Source organism: Hymenobacter sp. UV11, from assembly GCF_004684095.1.
GTDB lineage: Bacteria > Bacteroidota > Bacteroidia > Cytophagales > Hymenobacteraceae > Hymenobacter.
Genome location: NZ_SRII01000001.1, coordinates 344,656 through 361,744 on the forward strand (window position 1 = coordinate 344,656; position 17,089 = coordinate 361,744).

The window sequence follows — 17,089 nt, forward strand, 5'->3', positions numbered from 1 at the left end:
CATAAGGCAACCTGAACTTTGCCCCATGAACCACGTTGCCACACTGCCCCTTTCGCGGGTCCAAGCCCTGCACTGTGCCCAATGCGGCACGCAGTATTCGCCCTTCGAATTGCAGGCGGTGTCGGCCTGCTGCCAGCAGCCGCTGGTGGCCGACTACGACCTGCACGAGCCCTTGAGCCGCGAGGCCGGCATCAACCTGGCCGACAGCTCGATGTGGCGCTACGGCGCGCTCCTACCCCTGCTCGAGGAAGCCAACAAGGTGACACTAGGCGAAGGAATGACCCCGATGCTAAATCTGCCCCAGCTGGCCGCTCGCTATAGCCTGCACTCGCTGCTGCTCAAGGATGAAGGGCAGAACCCGACCGGTTCGTTCAAGGCGCGTGGCCTGAGCATGGCCATTTCCAAAGCCAAAGAGCTGGGCGTTACGGGCTGCATTATTCCTACGGCCGGCAACGCGGGGGTAGCGATGGCCGCCTATTGCGCCCGCGGCGGCCTGCAAGCCACCGTAGTGATGCCGCGCCACACACCCGAAGCCTTCAAGGAAGAGTGCTACTGGTACGGTGCCCAGGTGGAGCTGGTCGATGGCCTCATCAACGATTGCGCGGCCCGCGTGCGCCAGCTCAACGCCGGCGGCGAGCTGCTCGACATCTCGACCCTGAAGGAGCCCTACCGCCTCGAAGGCAAGAAAACGATGGGCTACGAAATCGCGGAGCAGCTCAATTGGCAGCTGCCCGACGTGCTGCTCTACCCCGCCGGCGGTGGCACGGGCCTCATCGGCATCTGGAAGGCGTTTCAGGAAATGAAGGCGCTGGGCTGGCTCGCGCCCGACGTGGCCCTACCCCGCATGGTGGCCGTGCAGGCCGAAAACTGCTGCCCGCTGCTCGAAACCTACCTCGGCCGCCAGCCCAACTGCCACAACTACCAGGGCCGCCCCACGCTGGCCAACGGCCTGGCCGTGCCCCGCCCCCTGGGCGAGCCGCTGATGCTGCAAGTGCTGCGCGAGTCGCTTGGTACCGTGGTGGCTATCAGTGAAGAAGGTATGCTGGAAGGTATGCGCGAGCTGGGCCGCCACGAGGGACAGTTCGTAGCCCCCGAGGGCGCCGCCGTGTGGATGGCCGCCCGCAAGCTGCTGGCCGATGGCTGGCTGAAGGCCGATGAGCGCATCCTGCTCCTCAACACCGGCAGCGGCCAGAAATACATGAGCAACGTGGCCGGCCGCGCCTGGGCGTAGAAGATGAATGACTAATGACTAATGTCGTACAGAAAACCAGCACAACATTAGTCATTACTCACTAGTCATTCTCACGGACCTTTGCGCTATGCGCATCCTGCACGTTCTGTCTGCTAATTTCTTTGCCGGCTCGGTGGCCTACGCCGTGGCGCTGGCCGAGGCTCACCACCGCGAAGGCCACCAGGTATGGCTGGCTTCCGATGCGGCGGCGCTGCCCACGGTAGCAACGCAGGTGCAGCTGCCCATCAGCCAGCGCAAATATGGCCAGCGGCTGCGCAATATCCGGGCGTTGCGGCAGCTGGTGCGCCAGCACAATATCGACGTCGTGCACGCCCACTCGCGGGCCGCAAGCTGGGTCAGCTACTTCGCGCTTAAGGGCTTGCGGGTGCCGCTGGTAAGCACCGTGCACGGCCGCCAGCACGTGCACACGTCTACCTCGCTATTCGATGTCTACGGTCAGAAAGTCATCGCCATCTGCGAAAACCTGGCCGAGCACCTGCGGGAAGAAGTGAAAATGGCCCCGGCCAAGATTGTGGTAGTGCCCAATGGGGTAGCGTTCGCGCCAGTGAGCGTTTCGTCCCCTTCGCTTTTGGAGGAGGGGGTAGGGGATGAACTGCGCCTGGCCTTTATCGGCCGCTTCAACGGCCCGAAGGGCGCGCGTGCCGCTGCCCTACTCCAACACGTCTTCCCGCCGCTGCTGGCCGAGTTCCCGGCGTTGCGCGTAACCCTCATCGGCGGCGAGCTGGACCAATTGCCCGAAGCTGGCAAAGCAGCCCTCACGCAGCTGCAAAGCCACTATGGAGCGCGGGTTGAAGTCATCGGCTTTACCGACGACGTGGCCGGCTGGTTGCAAAAAACCGACCTCATTATTGGGGCCGGCCGGGTGGCGATGGAAGGCCTGGGCGCGGGCCGCGCCGTGCTGGCGCTGGGCGAGGCGCTCTACGTGGGGCCCGTTACGCCAGCTAATTACGCCGAGGCAGCGGCCTCCAACTTCGGCGACATTTCGGCCTACTGGGGGGGGGTAGGGAAATTCGACCCCGCGCCGGTGCTGGCCGATGCGCGGGCTTTCCTCGCGCAGCCGCACCGGGTGGCGCCCGAGCTGGCGGCGCGGGTGCGCCACGACTACGACCTGGCCCGCGTGGCGGCGCGGGTGCTGGGCGTGTACGGGTCGGCGCGTATGGCGCTGGCCGCGCCCGACTTCATGCCGGTGCTTATGTACCACAAAATCCCCGACGCGCCCATTGCCACCAAGCACCAGATTTTTGTCACGAAGGAAAATTTTGCCAAGCACCTGGCGTATTTCAAAAGCCAGGATATCATACCAATAACCTTCCGCGACTACCAGGATTTTGCCAGCGCCCGGCGCCCGCTGGCCGAGTTTCCGAAGCGGCCCATCGTGCTCACGTTCGACGACGGCTATACCGATAACTACACCAACCTGCTGCCCCTCATGCAGCAATACGGCTACCGGGGCGTGCTCTACCTGCTCGGCGATTTTGAGGTGCGCCACAATCAATGGGACCTCGCCGTGGACCCCGCCGAGCCGCGCGCCGAAATCATGAGCGAGGCGCAGAAGCAAGCCTTCGTGGCCGCTGGCTGGGAAATCGGCGCGCACACCCAAACCCACCCGCGCCTGGCCGCCCTACCCCCCGCCGAGGCCGCCACCGAAATTGCCAGCAGCAAAGCCGAGCTGGAGCGCCGCCTGGGCATCGAGGTGCTGTCCTTCGCCTATCCCTACGGCGACCTCAGCCCCGAAACCAAGCAGCTGGTGCAGCAGGCCGGCTTCACCTACGCCGTGGCCACCGACAGCGGCGGCTTGCACCTGGAAGACGACCGGATGCAGATTTTCCGCATCAACATGTTTCCGCACGAAACGGGGAGTAGCCTGTTCAAAAAAACGTCCTCCTGGTACCGCCGCTACTACCGCTGGAAGCGGAAAAAGTAGGAGTAGGGCTTTTGTCATTGCCGCGCTCCACTTCGTTGCGCTCGCAATGACAAAAGCCCAAAATGCAAATAAGCTACCGTAGCGCGAACACCCAGGTGTACGCCACCGTGCCGTAGATAAATACCATAAGTAACTGAGTAGGAATGCCCAGCACGGCCAGCGCCACGGCCAGCGCGCCCACGGCGGCCAGCGCCCAACCGGCCCAGCGCGAGTAGCTGTGCTGCTTGGGCTGACTGGCCAGCCGCTCGGTGCCCACCAGCGGAAACAGCAGCCCCAGCGCCACCAGCGCCAGCGTGCTCAGGCCCGGCACCGGCGCGCCCAGCAGCCTTGCCAGGCCGGCCGCCAGCCCGAGGCCCAGCAAGGCCAGGAAGTGCGTCGAGTGCAGCGTTTGGGCCGGGCTGAGGGCGTAGCGCCCGTAGCGGTTGAGGCGCAGCAGCGAGTCAAACAGCGGGTCCTTGAACCAGCTCAGGTAGGCAAAAACCAGGTAGAACGGCAGTAGCCAGGGCACGAAGCGTGCCACTACGTAGGCTCCCAGCAGCAACCCGCGCCGCAGCCCCGCGCTCAGCGAATTGACCCAGTAGATGAAGCGCATAAACGTGCGGTACACCCAGTAGCGGGCCTTGAGGGCCTCCACCAGCCCCGAGCGGGCAAAGTCGGAAGTCGGGTCGAGGCGCAGCGCTTCGCGGAAGTGGTCGAGGGCCTCCTTCGAGCGGTAGGTTTCGAGGGCTACCCAGCCGGCCTGCGCCTGAATGCTGCTGCTTTCAGCCCCGTGGCCCAGGGCGACGCGGGCGGCTTCGCTGGCCTCTTGGCCCCGGCCCTGGCGGGCAAGGGCGCGGGCCTCTAGGCCGTGCAGGTCGGCGTGCTCGCTGTCGAAGCTCAGGCCGGTGCGGGCGGCTTGCAAGGCCGCCTGCCACTGGCCACTTTCGAGGCGCAGCTGGCCCAGCAGGTGGTAGTAGCTGGCATCGGCGGGGTCGAGGGCCAGCGCCTGGTTGATGGCCGCCAGGGCCTCCTGCGGCCGATGCCGCCGGTGCTGCACCAGGGCCAGCACGTAGAAAGCAAAATCGTACTCCGGGGCCAGGTGAATGGCCAGCTCGGCCTCTTCCTGGGCCTGGGGTAGGCGCTGCGCATCGTCGAGCAGGCAGAGGGCCAGCAGCGAGTGCGCCACCGGCTCGTGCGGGTCGAGGCTTAGCTGGCGGCGCAGCTCGTCGGCAGCCTGGGGTAGGCGGTTTTGCTGCATCAGCAGCTGCACGCGGGGCAGCCAGTCGGTAGAGTAATTCAAGGGAGGAGAAAGCTGAAATGAAAGGCTGGACAGCTTAGGCTTGCATGTCCTTCATGAATGCGACCTTAGCGCGGGCGAGCATAGTTCTACCGATGAATAAAGCAGGAATAGTCGCCAAGAAAGTCGGTATTCCGAGCAGTAAAAACAGGTAGCCGAAAGCGCAAACTGATACCAGGTAAACCAGCACGTACCCAATCAGGAACCAGGTTGCCGGATTTCGCCGGGCAGGCAGCTTATACTGAAAAATGGGGTCGTGCCGGGTCAGCCACCAACTGCGCAGCCGGTACCAGGGCATGACCGTGCCCGCCAGCAGCCCATGTAAGCTTGCCATGACTAGGCCCGTACCCAGCCGGGCCCGCCGCTGGTGATACCGAAGCCAGTCGGGCCACTGCTGCTCGCGCACTGCCCGCCGTAGCAAGGGCACCAGCTCAACGCTTTGGGTAGGAGCCAGCCGCAGGGCTTCGGTCAGGTGAATAATTGCGGCGGCCGGTTTGCAGCGCCAAATCAGCTGCTTGCCGCGCCGGGTATGAGCTAGGGCGTTGTTCGGCTCCAGGTAAAACAACTCCTCAAACGTGCTGTCGGCAGCCGTGGAGTGGCTAAGCTGTTCTTGCGCCAGCGCTCGCCACAACAGGCAATCAAGATGCTGGGCGTCGATAAACAATCCGGTTTCGGCGGCGGCAGTAGCGGCCTGGGGCTGGCCTTGCAGATAGCACAACTGCGCCAGATTCGCATGGTAAGCGGCCTCGTAGGGGTCGAGCCGCAGGGCTTCGCGGATGGCTTCTTCGGCTGCTTTCAACTCCCCTTGCTGCCCGGTGGCGCGCGCCAGGGCGCAAAACGCAGCCGGCAGTTGCGGGGCTTGGGCGATGAGCATCCGGGCGGCTTGTTCCGCTTGAGGTAGCGCTCTAAGTTGAAACAGGGCTTCGATGCGGGCCAACTGCGGCGACAACGCGGCCGGGTCGGTGGCCAGCAGGTGCTCGGCCATCGCCAGGGCCAGTTCGGGCCGGCGTAGCTCAAGCAGTTGCCACACGCCGGCGGTGCTAGGAGCTGCGGGTAAGGAAGAGGTCGGGGTCATAGTGCCTGATGAGCTCTCGCTACGCGCCCGGCTTCTTCACCCCCAAATACACCAGAATATCGTCATACAGCCCGCCCTCGTTCGAGTAGAGCGCGTAGTTGCGGGCCGTGGCAAACCACTCCTTGGTGCTGGGCTTCACGAGCTTGGCAGCGTCGAGCAGGTCGCTTTGCTCGATGGGCAGCGGGCGGCCGGCGCGCATGGAGAGGCGCAGGCGCGTGTCCACGGCGGCATCGACCACGGCTTTGAGGTCGGCGCCGCTGAGGCCGGCGGTGCGGGCGGCCACGGCGGCCGCGTTCACGCTGGCATCCAGGGGCTTGCCTTGCAGCATAATGTCGAGGATGCTGGCGCGGGCGGGCTCGTCGGGCGGGGTTACGAGCGCGATTTTGTCGAAGCGGCCGGGGCGGCGGAAGGCGGGGTCGAGGTGCCAGGGCGCGTTGGTGGCCGCGATGATGAGCACGCCTTCGTTAGAGGCCGACACGCCATCCAATTCCTCCAAAAACTGGTTGATGACCGTGCGGCCGGCGCTCTGGCGCAGGTCGTGGCGGTTGGCGGCCAGGGCGTCTACCTCGTCAAAAAACAGCACGCACGGCGCCTGCGCCCGCGCCGTTTCAAACAACTGGTGCAGGTTTTTCTCGCTGTTGCCGAGCCACATATCCAGAATTTCGGCGATGCCCACGCTCAGGAAATTGGCCTGCACCTCGCCTGCCGTGGCGCGGGCCAGGTAGGTTTTGCCGCAGCCAGGCGGGCCGTATAGCAGCAGCCCGCCGCCGGTGGCCTTGCCGTAGGCCTTGTACAAATCGGGAAAGTGCAGCGGGTGAATGATTTTGAGCCGGATTTCCTCCTTCACCGTCTCCATCCCGCCCACATCCTGGAAGGTGATGCGCGGCTTTTCGAGGCCAGCCGGCAGCGGGGGGGTAGGGGCTTCGGCGCTGGCGCCGGGGGTAGGGCCGCTGGCGGGCACCCGGCGCGGGGCGCTGGCTTGCAGCTCGTTAGCCAGCGCGGCGTCGGCCAGGCCGGCGTCGAGGTGCAGGGCCTGAGCGTAGGCGGCGCGGGCGGCGTCGGGCTGCTGGGTAGCGGCCAGCAGGCGGGCGTGCAGCAGGTGGGCGGGGCCCAGCGCATCATCTTGGTATAAAAGCTCTTCCACTACCACGAAGGCGGCCGAAGTTTTGCCGAGGGCGAAATAGGCTTCGGCGAGGCCCAGTTGGAGGGTAGGGTCGGTGGGGTGGTAGCGCAGGCCCTCGCGGTACAAGTCTTCGGAGGCCTGGTGCTGGCCGGTCTGGCGCAGCAACCCGCCCAGGTGCTGGCGCAACGGCAGGTTATCGGGCGAAAATTGCAAAGCGGCAAGCAGCGGTTGCAGCGTGGCGTCGGACATAAAAGCGGCTAAATACAAAAGTAGATAGGCGAAAGTACGGCCGGCCGCCGCGGTTTCAGGTACCGTGGCGGGCCAAAATCGCCGCGCCAGCTTCCTCACTCACCCCGGTTACCTCCACTTTTTTGAACGGCGCGGTGTGGCCGCTCAGCAGCAGCACATCGCGCTTGGGCACCCCAAAGATTTCAGCCAGAAAAGCCAGTAGCACGGCATTGGCCTGGCCATCCTGGGGCGGGGCGGCTAGGCGCACCAGCCAGCGGCCATCGGGGCCGGGCTTCAGTTCGTTGCGCCGCGCATTGGGCTTGGCCTGGAGGTGGAGAATCAAAGGATAAATGGTAGCAGGTAATGGGTTATAACTATTACAGAACGTCCTGCTCATCTGGCGTCCGCTTGTCGAAGCATTTCTACCGCTTCATGGAACGGCTCGGATGAAGCGGTAGAGATGCTTCGACAAGCGGACGCCAGATGAGCATGACGTTCTTTTTTACCTAATTCCCCATTGCCTATCACTCATAATTTATTCGGTACTGCCGCCTGCCCAACCGGGCATACATCCAGCATGATGCAGCGGTGGCAGGCGGGCTGGCGGTAGTAACAGCACTTCTGCCCGTGAAACATGAGCGCCTCGTGGTGGTCGTACACCTGCTGGGCCGTCCAGTCGGGGGGTAGGAGGGCGGCCAGTAGCGCGTGGGCTGGGCCTTCGCCCACCTTGGGGCCGATGAGGCCCAGGCGCTGCGCCACCCGGTGGTGGTGGCTGTCGACGGGCATGGCTGGCAGGCGCAAGGTGCTGAAGAGCAGCGTGGCGGCGCTGGTTTTTGGCCCTACCCCCGTAATGCTTTCCAGCCAGGCGCGGGCTTCGGGGATGGGCCGGTCGGCCAGGAAATCGAGCGAGCAGGGCGGCAGGTTTTCGTCGCCGCAGCGCTTGCTGATTTCGTGCAGCACGGCCTGAATGCGCGGCGCCTTCTGCTCGGGCCAGGTGCAGGCGCTCAGGGCGCGCTGCACGTCAAGGGTGGGCGCGTCGCGCACGGCTTCCCAAGTTGGGAAGGTGGCGCGCAGCTGCTGGTAGGCGCGGTGCGAGTCGGTGTTTTTGGTGCGGTGCGAAAGCAGGGCGCTAATCAGCTCGCTCAGCGGGTCTTTATCGCTGAAAAACAGGAAGGGCGCCCCGTATTCGGCGCACAGCCGCTGGTGAGCCAGCAGTGCCAGCGCCTGGCGGGCGGCAAAATCAGTAGCGGGTACGGCGGTGGGGGTAGGCATAAAAAAGGGTACTGCCAATCCTGGGTTCAGGTTGGCGGTACCCTTAAAAATTGGCTTCCTAATGGCTAGTGAGCCGAATGGTTTTTAGCCCACTGAAGACGCAAAGGTTTTCGCTGAAGACGCAGAAGCAGACGATTCCTTGTAAGCTATCCGTTCAGTCGGTCATTGAAACGCTACCTGTAGCCCGTGCTGTTGTAGAGCGCAATGGCCTGGCGCTGGGCCGAGGCCTGCTTGCCTTGCAGCACCAGCGGCACAATGAGCACCGGAATGGCCGCGTAGAACAGCGGCGAAATACCGAGGCTGTTGGGCTGCAGCGATTGCAGCAGGCCAGCCACCAGCAGGCCGCCGCCCACCACGTAGGCCCCCACCACGAAGGTCTGGTAGCGCCGGGCCTGCGACAGTAGCTCCTGGGCCCCCGCGTTGTCGGTGGTGGCCAGGGCTAGGTTGCGCGAGTTCAGGTTTTGAATCGGGCCATTATCTTTCGAGAAATACTCGGTTTTGGTGGTGCGGTAGCCGCTGCCATAGGGGTAGCCGCCGAAACCGCCGTAGCCAAAGCCACCGTAGCCCATGCCGGGCATGCCGTAGCCGCCGGGCGCGTAGCTAGTGTTATACGTAGCGTAGAGGCTGATGCGGCCGGTTTTTTCGCGGCGCAGCGTGGCCTCGCGCGACGAGCCGGGCAGGTTGGTGCGCACAAAGTGACCGGTTTCGTTTTCGTAGAAGCCCACCTCGCTCAGCTCCACGCGGCGCTGGCCGTCGAGCAGCAGGAAGCTGCGCCCGAATAGCGGCTGCTTCACCTGCACGTCGTACACATTGTACAGCGCCCCGCTCTTGAGGCCCACCTGGTAGCGGGTGGGCTGCGTCGAGCCGCCCATCACGTAGGGCCGGTTGAAGGGCGAAGTGCCGCCTGGGGCGGGCGGGGCCACCGGGGCAGGCTGGGGCTGCGCGGCGGGGGTAGTGGCCATTTGGGCCGGCTGCGTCGAGTCGGCGGGCACGGCAGTGATTGCGGCGGGCGCAGTAGCGGGCACCGGGTCGAGCTGCCGGGGCGCCGGCGCTGCTTGGCGGGGGGCGGGCGCCGGCACCACGGGGGCGCCGCCCAGCTGCCGGGGAGCTTCCTGCGCCAGCACTGGCGCCCAGGCGGCACTCAGCCCCAGGCTCAGCACCACAACGAACAAAAATTTCATGCAGGCAAATAAAAGCGATTTTGGCCAACTGCGGCCACTGCGCAGCTAACGCCGCTACCCCTCGCAAAAGTGCCCACGCTGCCGGCTAGCCCCTAGGCGCGGCGCGGCCCACGCCGTCAGCGGGTTAGGTCAGCTCGCCGGCTTATTTTAATAATTTTTCGAGCAGGCTCAAGCTGTCGGCCAGGTCACCGCCGGAGGCAAAGTCCAGTGGCTTCAGGATGTAGCCGCTCACACCCAGGCGCTCGGCCTCGGCGCGGTCGAGGTCCATGTTGGAAGTAGTGGTCACGAACACTGGCAGGTGCTCCAGCTGGGGCGTGCTGCGTAGCACTTCCAGAAACTCGACGCCGTTCATGCGGGGCATGTTCAGGTCGAGCAAAATGACTTCGGGCAGCGGGTCGATAACCGGGGTGCCGAAGCGGCCCAGCAGCATATCCAGGGCCTCCTCGCCGTTGAAGGCGGTGAGCAGCTGGTGCGGCACGTTGAAACGCTCGAAGGACTTTTGCGCCGTCATCGTGTCAAAAACATCATCTTCTATTAGCAATACGGAGCGCATGGGGGGGTAGGGAATAAGTAAGCGCGGGCAGGTTCGGCGGCGGCAGGGCCGGGGCCGGGTGGCGCGGTGAATTAGGAAAAAGCAGCGGCCGAAATGGCAGCCGCTGTGTGTTCTTTCGGCCAGGAGAAGATAAAAGTTGCGCCCTGGCCCAGCGTCGATTCAATGTGAATGGCGCCCTGTTGGTCTTCCACAAGCTTCTTTACGATGCTTAGGCCAATACCGGTGCTTTCGGCGGTGTGGCGGTCGCGCAGGGTTTGGAAAAGCAGAAACACCTTGCGGTGGTGCTCGGGCGCAATGCCGGGGCCATTGTCCTGCACCCGAAACTCGTATTGCGCCCCCAGGTCCTGGCCCGCGACGGTAATCTGACCCTGGCCCTCACCGACGTAGTATTTTACGGCATTGCTGAGTAGGTTGGTAAATACCTGCTGCAAGCTTAGGCGGTCGGCCACGAAGGTGGGTAGGCCAGGCGCCAGCACCAGCGCAAAGCTGGGCGGCACCACCAGGTCGGCCACCTCGCGCACCAGCCGGGCCACGTCCACAAGCTCAAGCTGGCGCTCGGCGCGGCTGGCGCGGGCGTAGGTCAGCAGCCCGTCAATGAGGTCGTCGAGGCGGCTGAGGCGGCCCTTGAGCTGGGCGAGGTAGGTGCGCAGCTGCGGCGACAGCTCGTCGGGCAGCTCTTCCTCTATCCACTTCACGATGGTGCGCAGGCCCCGCAGGGGCGCCTTGAGGTCGTGCGAGGCCACGTAGGCAAACTGGTCGAGCTCCTTGTTGCGGTTTTCGAGCGCCCCAAAGGCCGTGTCCAGGGCCTGGGTCATCTGGTTGAGCAGCGTGGCCAGCGAGGCCAGGCGGTCGTGCTGCTGGCCGGGGTCGGTAATTTTGACTTTATAATCGCCCTGCACTACCTGCCGGGCCAGGTATTCCATGGCCCGAATGCGCCGGGCCATGTCGAGGTTGGTGCGTGTGAGCTGCAGGCGCAGGTCGTCGTTGGCGTGCAGCTCGCCCGCGATTTTGCGAAACAGCCACAGCACGATAATCACCGCCAGAATGGCCGACACCACCACGGCCGAGGGCGCCAGCTTCTGAAACAAGCTTTGCTGGCGGTTGCGGGCGCGCAGCAGCTCATCTTCGTGCCGCCGCAGCCGCAGCAGCACCCCTTTGAGCGTGCGCAGCGGCCCCTGCTCGCGCAGCAGCAGCGACTGGGCCGCGGGGGGGGTAGGGGCAAAACTGCGGTACGTGGCCAGCTCGCGCAGCTGCCCGGCCACAAAGCGGCGCAGCGAGTCGGCGCGGGCGTGCTGCTGGGCATCATCGGCCACCAGCTCGTGCAGCACATCCGCCTCGGCCTGCATCAGGGCCACGTTGTGGCGGTAGGTGCTGAGAAACGTGGTATCGGCCATCAGCAGGTAGTTGCGCACGCCGCTCTGGGCGTCGCGCACGCTGATGCGCAGGTCGCTGGTTTGCTGCAACACCCGGTACGAGTGCTCCACCAGCTGCGTGTAGCGGCTCAGCTGCTGCATCACCACGTAGGAAGTGACGGAAGTCCCCATCAGCACCGTAAGGGCAATGGTAAATCCAAGTAAAATCTTGGTATTAAGCCGAATAGCCAAGCCAGGTGGGGAATGGTAAAGTGAATGCCGCGTGAACTATTGCTGCGCGCCAAGCCCGGCAAAGGTACGCCACAGGCCAGGCCAGCTAACAAAGCGCAGCTATTTTCGGCAATCTCACTACCCCGGCCCAGTACCTTCGTGCCATGTTTGCCGCCCGCCCTACCCCCCCCGACCGCATCACCAGCCTGCACAACCCGCGCATCAAAGAAATTCTGCGCTTGCAGGAGAAGTCGGCCGAGCGCCGCCGCCAGGGCCTCACGCTGGTCGAGGGCTACCGTGAGCTGACAAATGCCCGCCAGGCCGGCTGGGCCGTGGCCACGCTGCTGGTGTGCGAGGAGCTGGCCGGCTCCGACATTACCGGGCAGCTACTGGCGCCCGCCCAGCAAGTGCCGCGCCTCTACGAATTCCTGCCCGTGAGCGCCGCCGTGTTTGCCAAGCTGGCCGTGCGCGAGCGCTCCGATGGCGTGCTGGCGGTGCTGCACACCCCGCGCCACACCCTCGCCGACCTGGCCCTACCCCCCAATCCGCTCCTCATCGTGCTCGAAGCCGTGGAGAAGCCCGGCAACCTTGGCGCCATTCTGCGCACCGCCGACGCCGCGCCCGCCCACGCCGTGCTCGTCGGCGACCCCCGCACCGACCTCTACAATCCCAACGTTATCCGGGCCAGCCTGGGCGGCATCTTCACGGTGCCCACCGTGGCCGCGCCGATGTCCGAAATCCTGGCCTTTCTGCAAGAAAAAGGCATCCGCACCTTCGCCGCTGCCCTGGCTGAAGGCGCCAAAGACTACACCGCCACCAGCTTCAGCGGCCCCACGGCGCTGGTGCTCGGTACCGAGGCCGACGGCCTCACGCCCGCTACCCGCGCCGCCTGCGACGAAACTATCATCATCCCCATGCGCGGCGTGCTCGACTCGCTCAACGTGAGCGTGGCCGCCGCCGTGCTCACCTTCGAGGCCGTGCGCCAGCGCGGGCAGTAGCGCGAACTTTCCAGTTCGCGCTACTGGCTAATAAACAGTCACCCCAAAGCCCAGTTCCTGCGCTAGGCCGCGCAATTCTTCAGCCTGGGCATCGGCCACCACGCTCAGCGGATACGCGTCGCTATCCAGCGTCAGCAGCACCAGGGCCAGGCCCTGAGCCTCCAGCGCGTCCTGCAAGGCGTCGAGCTGCTCGGGCCCGCCCGCGCCGCGGCCGGTGGCCAGGCGCAGCCGCTCGGGCCGCTTTTGCTGCTCCAGAATGTCGTTCAGGCCCTCGGCTGTGTCGGCCAGCGGGTCTTGCGCATCGGCTTCCCACAGGAGGTCCTCGCTCAGCAGCGCGTCGATAAGCGCCACGTCGCGCACTTCCTGGGGGGGTAGGGCACCCTCCATGCTGCGCTCGGCTAGCTCCTCGGCATACTGCGCCTGGTAGGCGGCCGGGTCGCGCAGCACCAAAGTCAGCCGTTCGCTAATGCGCTGGCTGGCAGCCGTATCGGCTGGGGTGAAAAGCTCAATAAGCCGGGATAAATCAGTCGTATTCATCAAGAAATTAGAGAAATGGAAATAAAAAAGGCGCGACCAACGCCGCGCCTTTTTCAAAACTACCTGACGCCTGCATCTGCGGAATCACAGAAATCAGCGTCAATCTGCGATTTATTCGGCCGTCTTGGCGTAGCGCAGACGCTCGTTTTCGTCGAGCAGAATCTTGCGCATGCGTACCGACTTGGGCGTTACTTCCAAGTACTCGTCCTTCTGGATGTACTCCATCGCTTCTTCCAGCGAGAACTGGCGCTTGGGGACGATTTTGGCGTTGTCATCCGTGCCCGAGGCGCGCATGTTGGTCAGCTTCTTACCCTTCTGGATGTTGATGGTCAAGTCGTTGGGGCGGGTGTGCTCGCCGATAACCTGGCCAGCGTACACTTCCTCACCTGGGTCCACGAAGAATGAGCCACGGTCCTGCATCTTGTCGATGGTGTACGCGGTACCAGGACCGGTTTCGAGCGAAATCAGCGAGCCAGCAATCCGGCCCGGAATCGGACCCTTGTGCTCTTCGTAGTCCACGAAGCGGTGGTTCATGATGGCCTCGCCGCCGGTGGCCGTCAGCACGTTGTTACGCAGGCCGATGAGGCCGCGCGACGGGATGCTGAATTCCAAGTGCTGCAAGTCGCCTTTCGGCTCCATGATGGTCATTTCGCCTTTGCGCATGCTCACCAGCTCGATAACCTTGCCGGCCGATTCCTCGGGCACGTCCACTACCAGCAGCTCGATGGGCTCCATGCGCTTACCCTGCTCGTTCTCCTTGAACAGCACCTGGGGCTGGCCCACTTGCAGCTCGTAGCCTTCGCGGCGCATCGTTTCAATGAGCACCGACAAGTGTAGGATGCCGCGGCCAAACACCAGGAACGTGTCCTCCTTGTCGGTGGCCTCCACACGCAGGGCGAGGTTTTTCTCGGTTTCTTTGAACAGACGGTCGCGCAAGTGACGCGAAGTCACGAACTTACCTTCCTTACCGAAGAACGGCGAGTTGTTGATGGTGAACAGCATGTTCATCGTCGGCTCGTCGATGCTGATGCGCTCCAGCTGCTCGGGGTTGTCAAAGTCGGCCAGCGTATCGCCGATGTCGAAGCCTTCAATACCCGATACGGCGCAGATTTCGCCGCTGCTTACCTTGTCCACTTTCACGCGGCCCAGGCCTTCAAATACGTGCAGCTCACGTACTTTCACTTTCTTGACGCTGCCATCAGCCTTCATCAAGCTCATGTTCGAGCCTTCGGTCAGTGTGCCGCGGTGCACGCGGCCAATGGCGATGCGGCCTACGAACGCCGAGTAGTCGAGCGACGTAATCTGCATCTGGGGCGTGCCCTCCAGCACCGGCGCGGGCGGAATGGACGCCACCACCGCGTCGAGCAGCGGGATGAGGTTGTCGGTCTTTACTTTCCAGTCGGTGCTCATCCAGCCTTGCTTCGACGAGCCGTACAGCGTCACGAAATCAAGTTGGTCTTCGCTAGCCCCAAGGTTGAACATGAGGTCGAAAACCTGCTCGTGCACCTCGTCGGGGCGGCAGTTTTCCTTGTCTACTTTGTTCACTACCACGATGGGTTTCAGGCCCAGGTCGATGGCTTTGCCCAGCACGAAACGGGTCTGCGGCATGGCGCCTTCAAAGGCATCCACGAGCAGCAGCACGCCGTCGGCCAGCTTCAACACGCGCTCTACCTCGCCGCCGAAGTCGGCGTGACCAGGAGTGTCGATGATGTTGATTTTCACGCCATTATAGCGTACCGATACGTTCTTCGATACGATGGTAATGCCGCGCTCACGCTCCAGGGGGTTGTCGTCGAGGATAAGGTCGTCGAAGTGCTGGTGCGCATCGAAAATCTTGGAGGCGTGGATAATCTTATCCACCAAAGTCGTCTTGCCGTGGTCAACGTGGGCAATGATGGCGATATTCCGAATGTTCTGAGTCATACGTAAGTTTTTGCGGCCGCAAAGGTACGGATTTTCAAATAGAAAACCGAATTGTGTTTTTATTATCCTGACAATCAACACCGGGCGGTTACTCAACGTTCCGCCGAAAGCGGGAGTAGGCGGGTTGTAAGGCCAATGGCCCGGCCGCGTCTAACCCTACAGCATCCGAACGACCCGGCTTTTTCGTTTGTTTAGCTTCTACTTACACCACCTTCGCTTATCCCTACCCCCCATGCGTCTTTCCATGCTTTCCCTGTTGCTGAGCGTTGCCGCCTTGTCGCCTGCCTGCTCGCAAAGCCACGCCGACCAGGCCAAAACCGTGGCGGCCGTGCCCGCCGGCCCGCACGGCGCTTCGGTCACCACCGCCAAATACCCGCAGCCCCAGCCCGTTACGGGCAAGCCCAGCGAGTTTCCGGTGGTTAAAACCGACGCCGAGTGGAAGCAGCAGCTCACGCCTGACCAGTACTATATCCTGCGCGAAGAGGGCACCGAGCGGCCCTTCACCGGTAAGTACCATGACAACCACGCGGCCGGCACCTACTACTGCGCCGCCGACCACAACCTGCTGTTCAACAGCGATACCAAGTTCGACTCGGGCACCGGCTGGCCCAGCTTCTTCGCGCCGGCCACCGCCGCCAGCCTCAAGGTGAAGTCGGATGAGAGCTTCGGCATGAGCCGCGACGAGATTGTGTGCGCCAAGTGCGGCGGCCACCTCGGCCACGTATTCGACGACGGCCCCAAGCCCACCGGCCAGCGCTACTGCATGGACGGCAACGCGCTGACCTTCGAGCCGAAAAAATAGCGGCCAACCGCCCGGCGCCAAATCCGTTTAACGCAAGGCGGCCCACCTCGGGTCGCCTTTTTGCTGATACTCATGTTCTTCCGCCTCACCTGCCGCGCCGTGGCCCTGGCCCTACCCCCCCTGCTGCTGGCCGCGTGCTCGGCCACCGAGCGCACCGCCGAAACCGCTACCCCCCGCTCCGTGCCCACCGAAGTAGTGACCGACGCCGACCGCCGCGCCATCTACAACGCCAATGCGCCGGCCGGTAGCGCCGCCCGCAATACGCCCGTGCCCGACGCCACCCCCAACACCCTGCGCCTTGGCGAGCAGGCCTCCGATATCAACCGCCTCAAGCGGCCCGAAACGCTCAACACCAACGACGCCAACATCACCACCACCGAAACCCGCCTGCAGCGCATCGACCAATCAATTCCCGACACGTTGCGCCGCCCGTAGCCGTCAGGCAGTAGCGCGAACTTTCCAGTTCGTGTGCGAGCAAAGCGAATAGGTGGAACCGCGCGGCGCGAACGACCATGCTCGCTTTGCTCGCGTATGAATTGGGAAATTTGCGCTAGTACTTGCACCGGGTAACTAAAAAAGCCGGCCCGTTTCCAGTATCGGAAGCGGGCCGGCTTTTTGAAAAGCTGCTGACCGTCTACACGTTGTCTACGGCTACGCTGTCGTTGGTTGTGCCGGTTGGGATGCTAAGCTCTGGCGCGGCAGTGTCGGCGGCGGGCTGGCGCTTGGGGCGGCCGGGGCCGGTGCGGCTGGTCGATTTGCTGGTGGAGCCCGCCGGGCGGCCGGCACCCTTGCGAGGTGCGGCGGCCGGGGTAGGGGCGGTGGTTTTGCTGGTTTTGCGGGCCGCTCCGTCTTTGTTCACCGTCGCCTTTTTGGTGCGGCTGGAGGCCGGGCTGGCCTCGGTAGCTACGTCGGCTTCGGAGGCAGCGGCGGGGGTAGGGGCGTCTGGCATGGTGGCGTCGTAGTGGCGCACAATGGTGTGCAGCGCCTGCTCAAACATGCGCTCCGTGTCGACATCGAGGCGGCGGGTGGCGTCCTTCACTACTTCTTTCAGCTTGGCCTTCGTTTCTTTGCGAATGCGCGCGACCACCTCCTTCATGCGTGCGTCCAACTCTTTCTGCAGCTGCTTAGCGGCCGACTTCAAGGTCTGTTTCTGGCTGGCTTTTTTCTCGGCGCGGTCATCAGCCAAGCCTTTGCTCGCCTTGGTTGCCTGCTTGCTGGCCTTTTGAGATTTGCGCTCCGCTTTTTCTAGCGCAGTACGCTTCAACTTAGGGGCGGCCGCTTCGGGCGAAGGCGTGGCGTTTTTTTTAGCCATGAGTAAAAGAAATTTAGTAAAGGTGAAAAGGTGAAAGAGTGAAAGTTAGA

General features: G+C 63.7%; 16 protein-coding genes. 5 read left to right on the top strand and 11 right to left on the bottom strand.

The features are described from left to right. Positions 1–25 precede the first annotated feature (25 nt). Both E4631_RS01305 and E4631_RS01310 read left to right on the top strand, forming a co-directional pair. On the top strand, positions 26–1,231 hold the full coding sequence (locus tag E4631_RS01305) for a threonine synthase (RefSeq protein WP_133658292.1): 1,206 nt from the start codon (positions 26–28) through the stop codon (positions 1,229–1,231). Positions 1,232–1,319: 88 nt separating this feature from the next. After that, positions 1,320–3,176: a polysaccharide deacetylase family protein gene (locus E4631_RS01310; protein WP_133658293.1), complete on the top strand. Its 1,857-nt coding sequence runs from the start codon at positions 1,320–1,322 to the stop codon at positions 3,174–3,176. A 73-nt stretch (positions 3,177–3,249) separates the two neighbouring features. Here E4631_RS01310 and E4631_RS01315 read toward each other — a convergent pair whose 3' ends face one another. The 8 genes from E4631_RS01315 to E4631_RS01350 all read right to left on the bottom strand — a co-directional run bounded on the left by E4631_RS01315 (position 3,250) and on the right by E4631_RS01350 (position 11,488). Beyond that, on the bottom strand, positions 3,250–4,455 hold the full coding sequence (locus E4631_RS01315) for a tetratricopeptide repeat protein (protein WP_133658294.1): 1,206 nt from the start codon (positions 4,453–4,455) through the stop codon (positions 3,250–3,252). A 34-nt stretch (positions 4,456–4,489) separates the two neighbouring features. Beyond that, a complete protein-coding gene (locus E4631_RS01320) occupies positions 4,490–5,527 on the bottom strand; it encodes a hypothetical protein (RefSeq protein WP_133658295.1) in 1,038 nt (345 codons plus the stop codon). Between the two features lie 19 nt (positions 5,528–5,546). After that, positions 5,547–6,899 carry an AAA family ATPase gene (locus tag E4631_RS01325; RefSeq protein ID WP_133658296.1) on the bottom strand — a complete coding sequence of 451 codons (1,353 nt, stop codon included), beginning with the start codon at positions 6,897–6,899 and terminating at the stop codon, positions 5,547–5,549. A 55-nt stretch (positions 6,900–6,954) separates the two neighbouring features. Then, complete coding sequence (locus E4631_RS01330) at positions 6,955–7,221, bottom strand: DUF167 domain-containing protein (protein WP_205704185.1); 267 nt, start codon at positions 7,219–7,221, stop codon at positions 6,955–6,957. Positions 7,222–7,406: 185 nt separating this feature from the next. Then, positions 7,407–8,150, bottom strand: a complete 744-nt coding sequence (gene nth, locus E4631_RS01335) for an endonuclease III (RefSeq protein ID WP_133658298.1) — start codon at positions 8,148–8,150, stop codon at positions 7,407–7,409. Positions 8,151–8,323: 173 nt separating this feature from the next. Beyond that, a complete protein-coding gene (locus E4631_RS01340) occupies positions 8,324–9,331 on the bottom strand; it encodes a hypothetical protein (RefSeq protein WP_133658299.1) in 1,008 nt (335 codons plus the stop codon). A 142-nt stretch (positions 9,332–9,473) separates the two neighbouring features. Continuing rightward, a complete protein-coding gene (locus E4631_RS01345; protein ID WP_133658300.1) occupies positions 9,474–9,884 on the bottom strand; it encodes a response regulator in 411 nt (136 codons plus the stop codon). A gap of 71 nt (positions 9,885–9,955) precedes the next feature. Further along, on the bottom strand, positions 9,956–11,488 hold the full coding sequence (locus E4631_RS01350) for an ATP-binding protein (protein WP_133658301.1): 1,533 nt from the start codon (positions 11,486–11,488) through the stop codon (positions 9,956–9,958). A 143-nt stretch (positions 11,489–11,631) separates the two neighbouring features. Here E4631_RS01350 and E4631_RS01355 point away from each other — a divergent pair, with 143 nt between their 5' ends. Then, positions 11,632–12,465 (top strand): RNA methyltransferase, encoded by an 834-nt coding sequence (locus tag E4631_RS01355; protein WP_133658302.1) that lies wholly within the window; start codon positions 11,632–11,634, stop codon positions 12,463–12,465. Between the two features lie 27 nt (positions 12,466–12,492). On the opposite strand, the gene E4631_RS01360 is transcribed toward E4631_RS01355, so the two are convergent. Both E4631_RS01360 and typA read right to left on the bottom strand, forming a co-directional pair. After that, positions 12,493–13,002: a hypothetical protein gene (locus E4631_RS01360; protein ID WP_133658303.1), complete on the bottom strand. Its 510-nt coding sequence runs from the start codon at positions 13,000–13,002 to the stop codon at positions 12,493–12,495. 111 nt (positions 13,003–13,113) lie between these two features. Further along, on the bottom strand, positions 13,114–14,925 hold the full coding sequence (gene typA / locus E4631_RS01365) for a translational GTPase TypA (protein ID WP_133658304.1): 1,812 nt from the start codon (positions 14,923–14,925) through the stop codon (positions 13,114–13,116). 232 nt (positions 14,926–15,157) lie between these two features. Between typA and msrB the strand changes: the two genes are divergently transcribed. Beyond that, positions 15,158–15,727 (top strand): peptide-methionine (R)-S-oxide reductase MsrB, encoded by a 570-nt coding sequence (gene msrB, locus E4631_RS01370; protein ID WP_133658305.1) that lies wholly within the window; start codon positions 15,158–15,160, stop codon positions 15,725–15,727. Between the two features lie 72 nt (positions 15,728–15,799). Then, on the top strand, positions 15,800–16,162 hold the full coding sequence (locus E4631_RS01375) for a hypothetical protein (protein WP_133658306.1): 363 nt from the start codon (positions 15,800–15,802) through the stop codon (positions 16,160–16,162). A 199-nt stretch (positions 16,163–16,361) separates the two neighbouring features. On the opposite strand, the gene E4631_RS01380 is transcribed toward E4631_RS01375, so the two are convergent. After that, on the bottom strand, positions 16,362–17,039 hold the full coding sequence (locus E4631_RS01380; protein WP_133658307.1) for a hypothetical protein: 678 nt from the start codon (positions 17,037–17,039) through the stop codon (positions 16,362–16,364). Positions 17,040–17,089 lie beyond the last annotated feature (50 nt).

Excerpts from the sequence above, each read along its gene's own strand:
- E4631_RS01305 (WP_133658292.1), top strand. The coding sequence starts at position 26 with ATGAACCACGTTGCCACACTGCCCCTTTCGCGGGTCCAAGCCCTGCAC.
- E4631_RS01310 (WP_133658293.1), top strand. The coding sequence starts at position 1,320 with ATGCGCATCCTGCACGTTCTGTCTGCTAATTTCTTTGCCGGCTCGGTG.
- E4631_RS01320 (WP_133658295.1), bottom strand. The coding sequence starts at position 5,527 with ATGACCCCGACCTCTTCCTTACCCGCAGCTCCTAGCACCGCCGGCGTG.
- E4631_RS01325 (WP_133658296.1), bottom strand. The coding sequence starts at position 6,899 with ATGTCCGACGCCACGCTGCAACCGCTGCTTGCCGCTTTGCAATTTTCG.
- nth (WP_133658298.1), bottom strand. The coding sequence starts at position 8,150 with ATGCCTACCCCCACCGCCGTACCCGCTACTGATTTTGCCGCCCGCCAG.
- E4631_RS01340 (WP_133658299.1), bottom strand. The coding sequence starts at position 9,331 with ATGAAATTTTTGTTCGTTGTGGTGCTGAGCCTGGGGCTGAGTGCCGCC.
- E4631_RS01345 (WP_133658300.1), bottom strand. The coding sequence starts at position 9,884 with ATGCGCTCCGTATTGCTAATAGAAGATGATGTTTTTGACACGATGACG.
- E4631_RS01355 (WP_133658302.1), top strand. The coding sequence starts at position 11,632 with ATGTTTGCCGCCCGCCCTACCCCCCCCGACCGCATCACCAGCCTGCAC.
- E4631_RS01360 (WP_133658303.1), bottom strand. The coding sequence starts at position 13,002 with ATGAATACGACTGATTTATCCCGGCTTATTGAGCTTTTCACCCCAGCC.
- typA (WP_133658304.1), bottom strand. The coding sequence starts at position 14,925 with ATGACTCAGAACATTCGGAATATCGCCATCATTGCCCACGTTGACCAC.
- msrB (WP_133658305.1), top strand. The coding sequence starts at position 15,158 with ATGCGTCTTTCCATGCTTTCCCTGTTGCTGAGCGTTGCCGCCTTGTCG.
- E4631_RS01375 (WP_133658306.1), top strand. The coding sequence starts at position 15,800 with ATGTTCTTCCGCCTCACCTGCCGCGCCGTGGCCCTGGCCCTACCCCCC.
- E4631_RS01380 (WP_133658307.1), bottom strand. The coding sequence starts at position 17,039 with ATGGCTAAAAAAAACGCCACGCCTTCGCCCGAAGCGGCCGCCCCTAAG.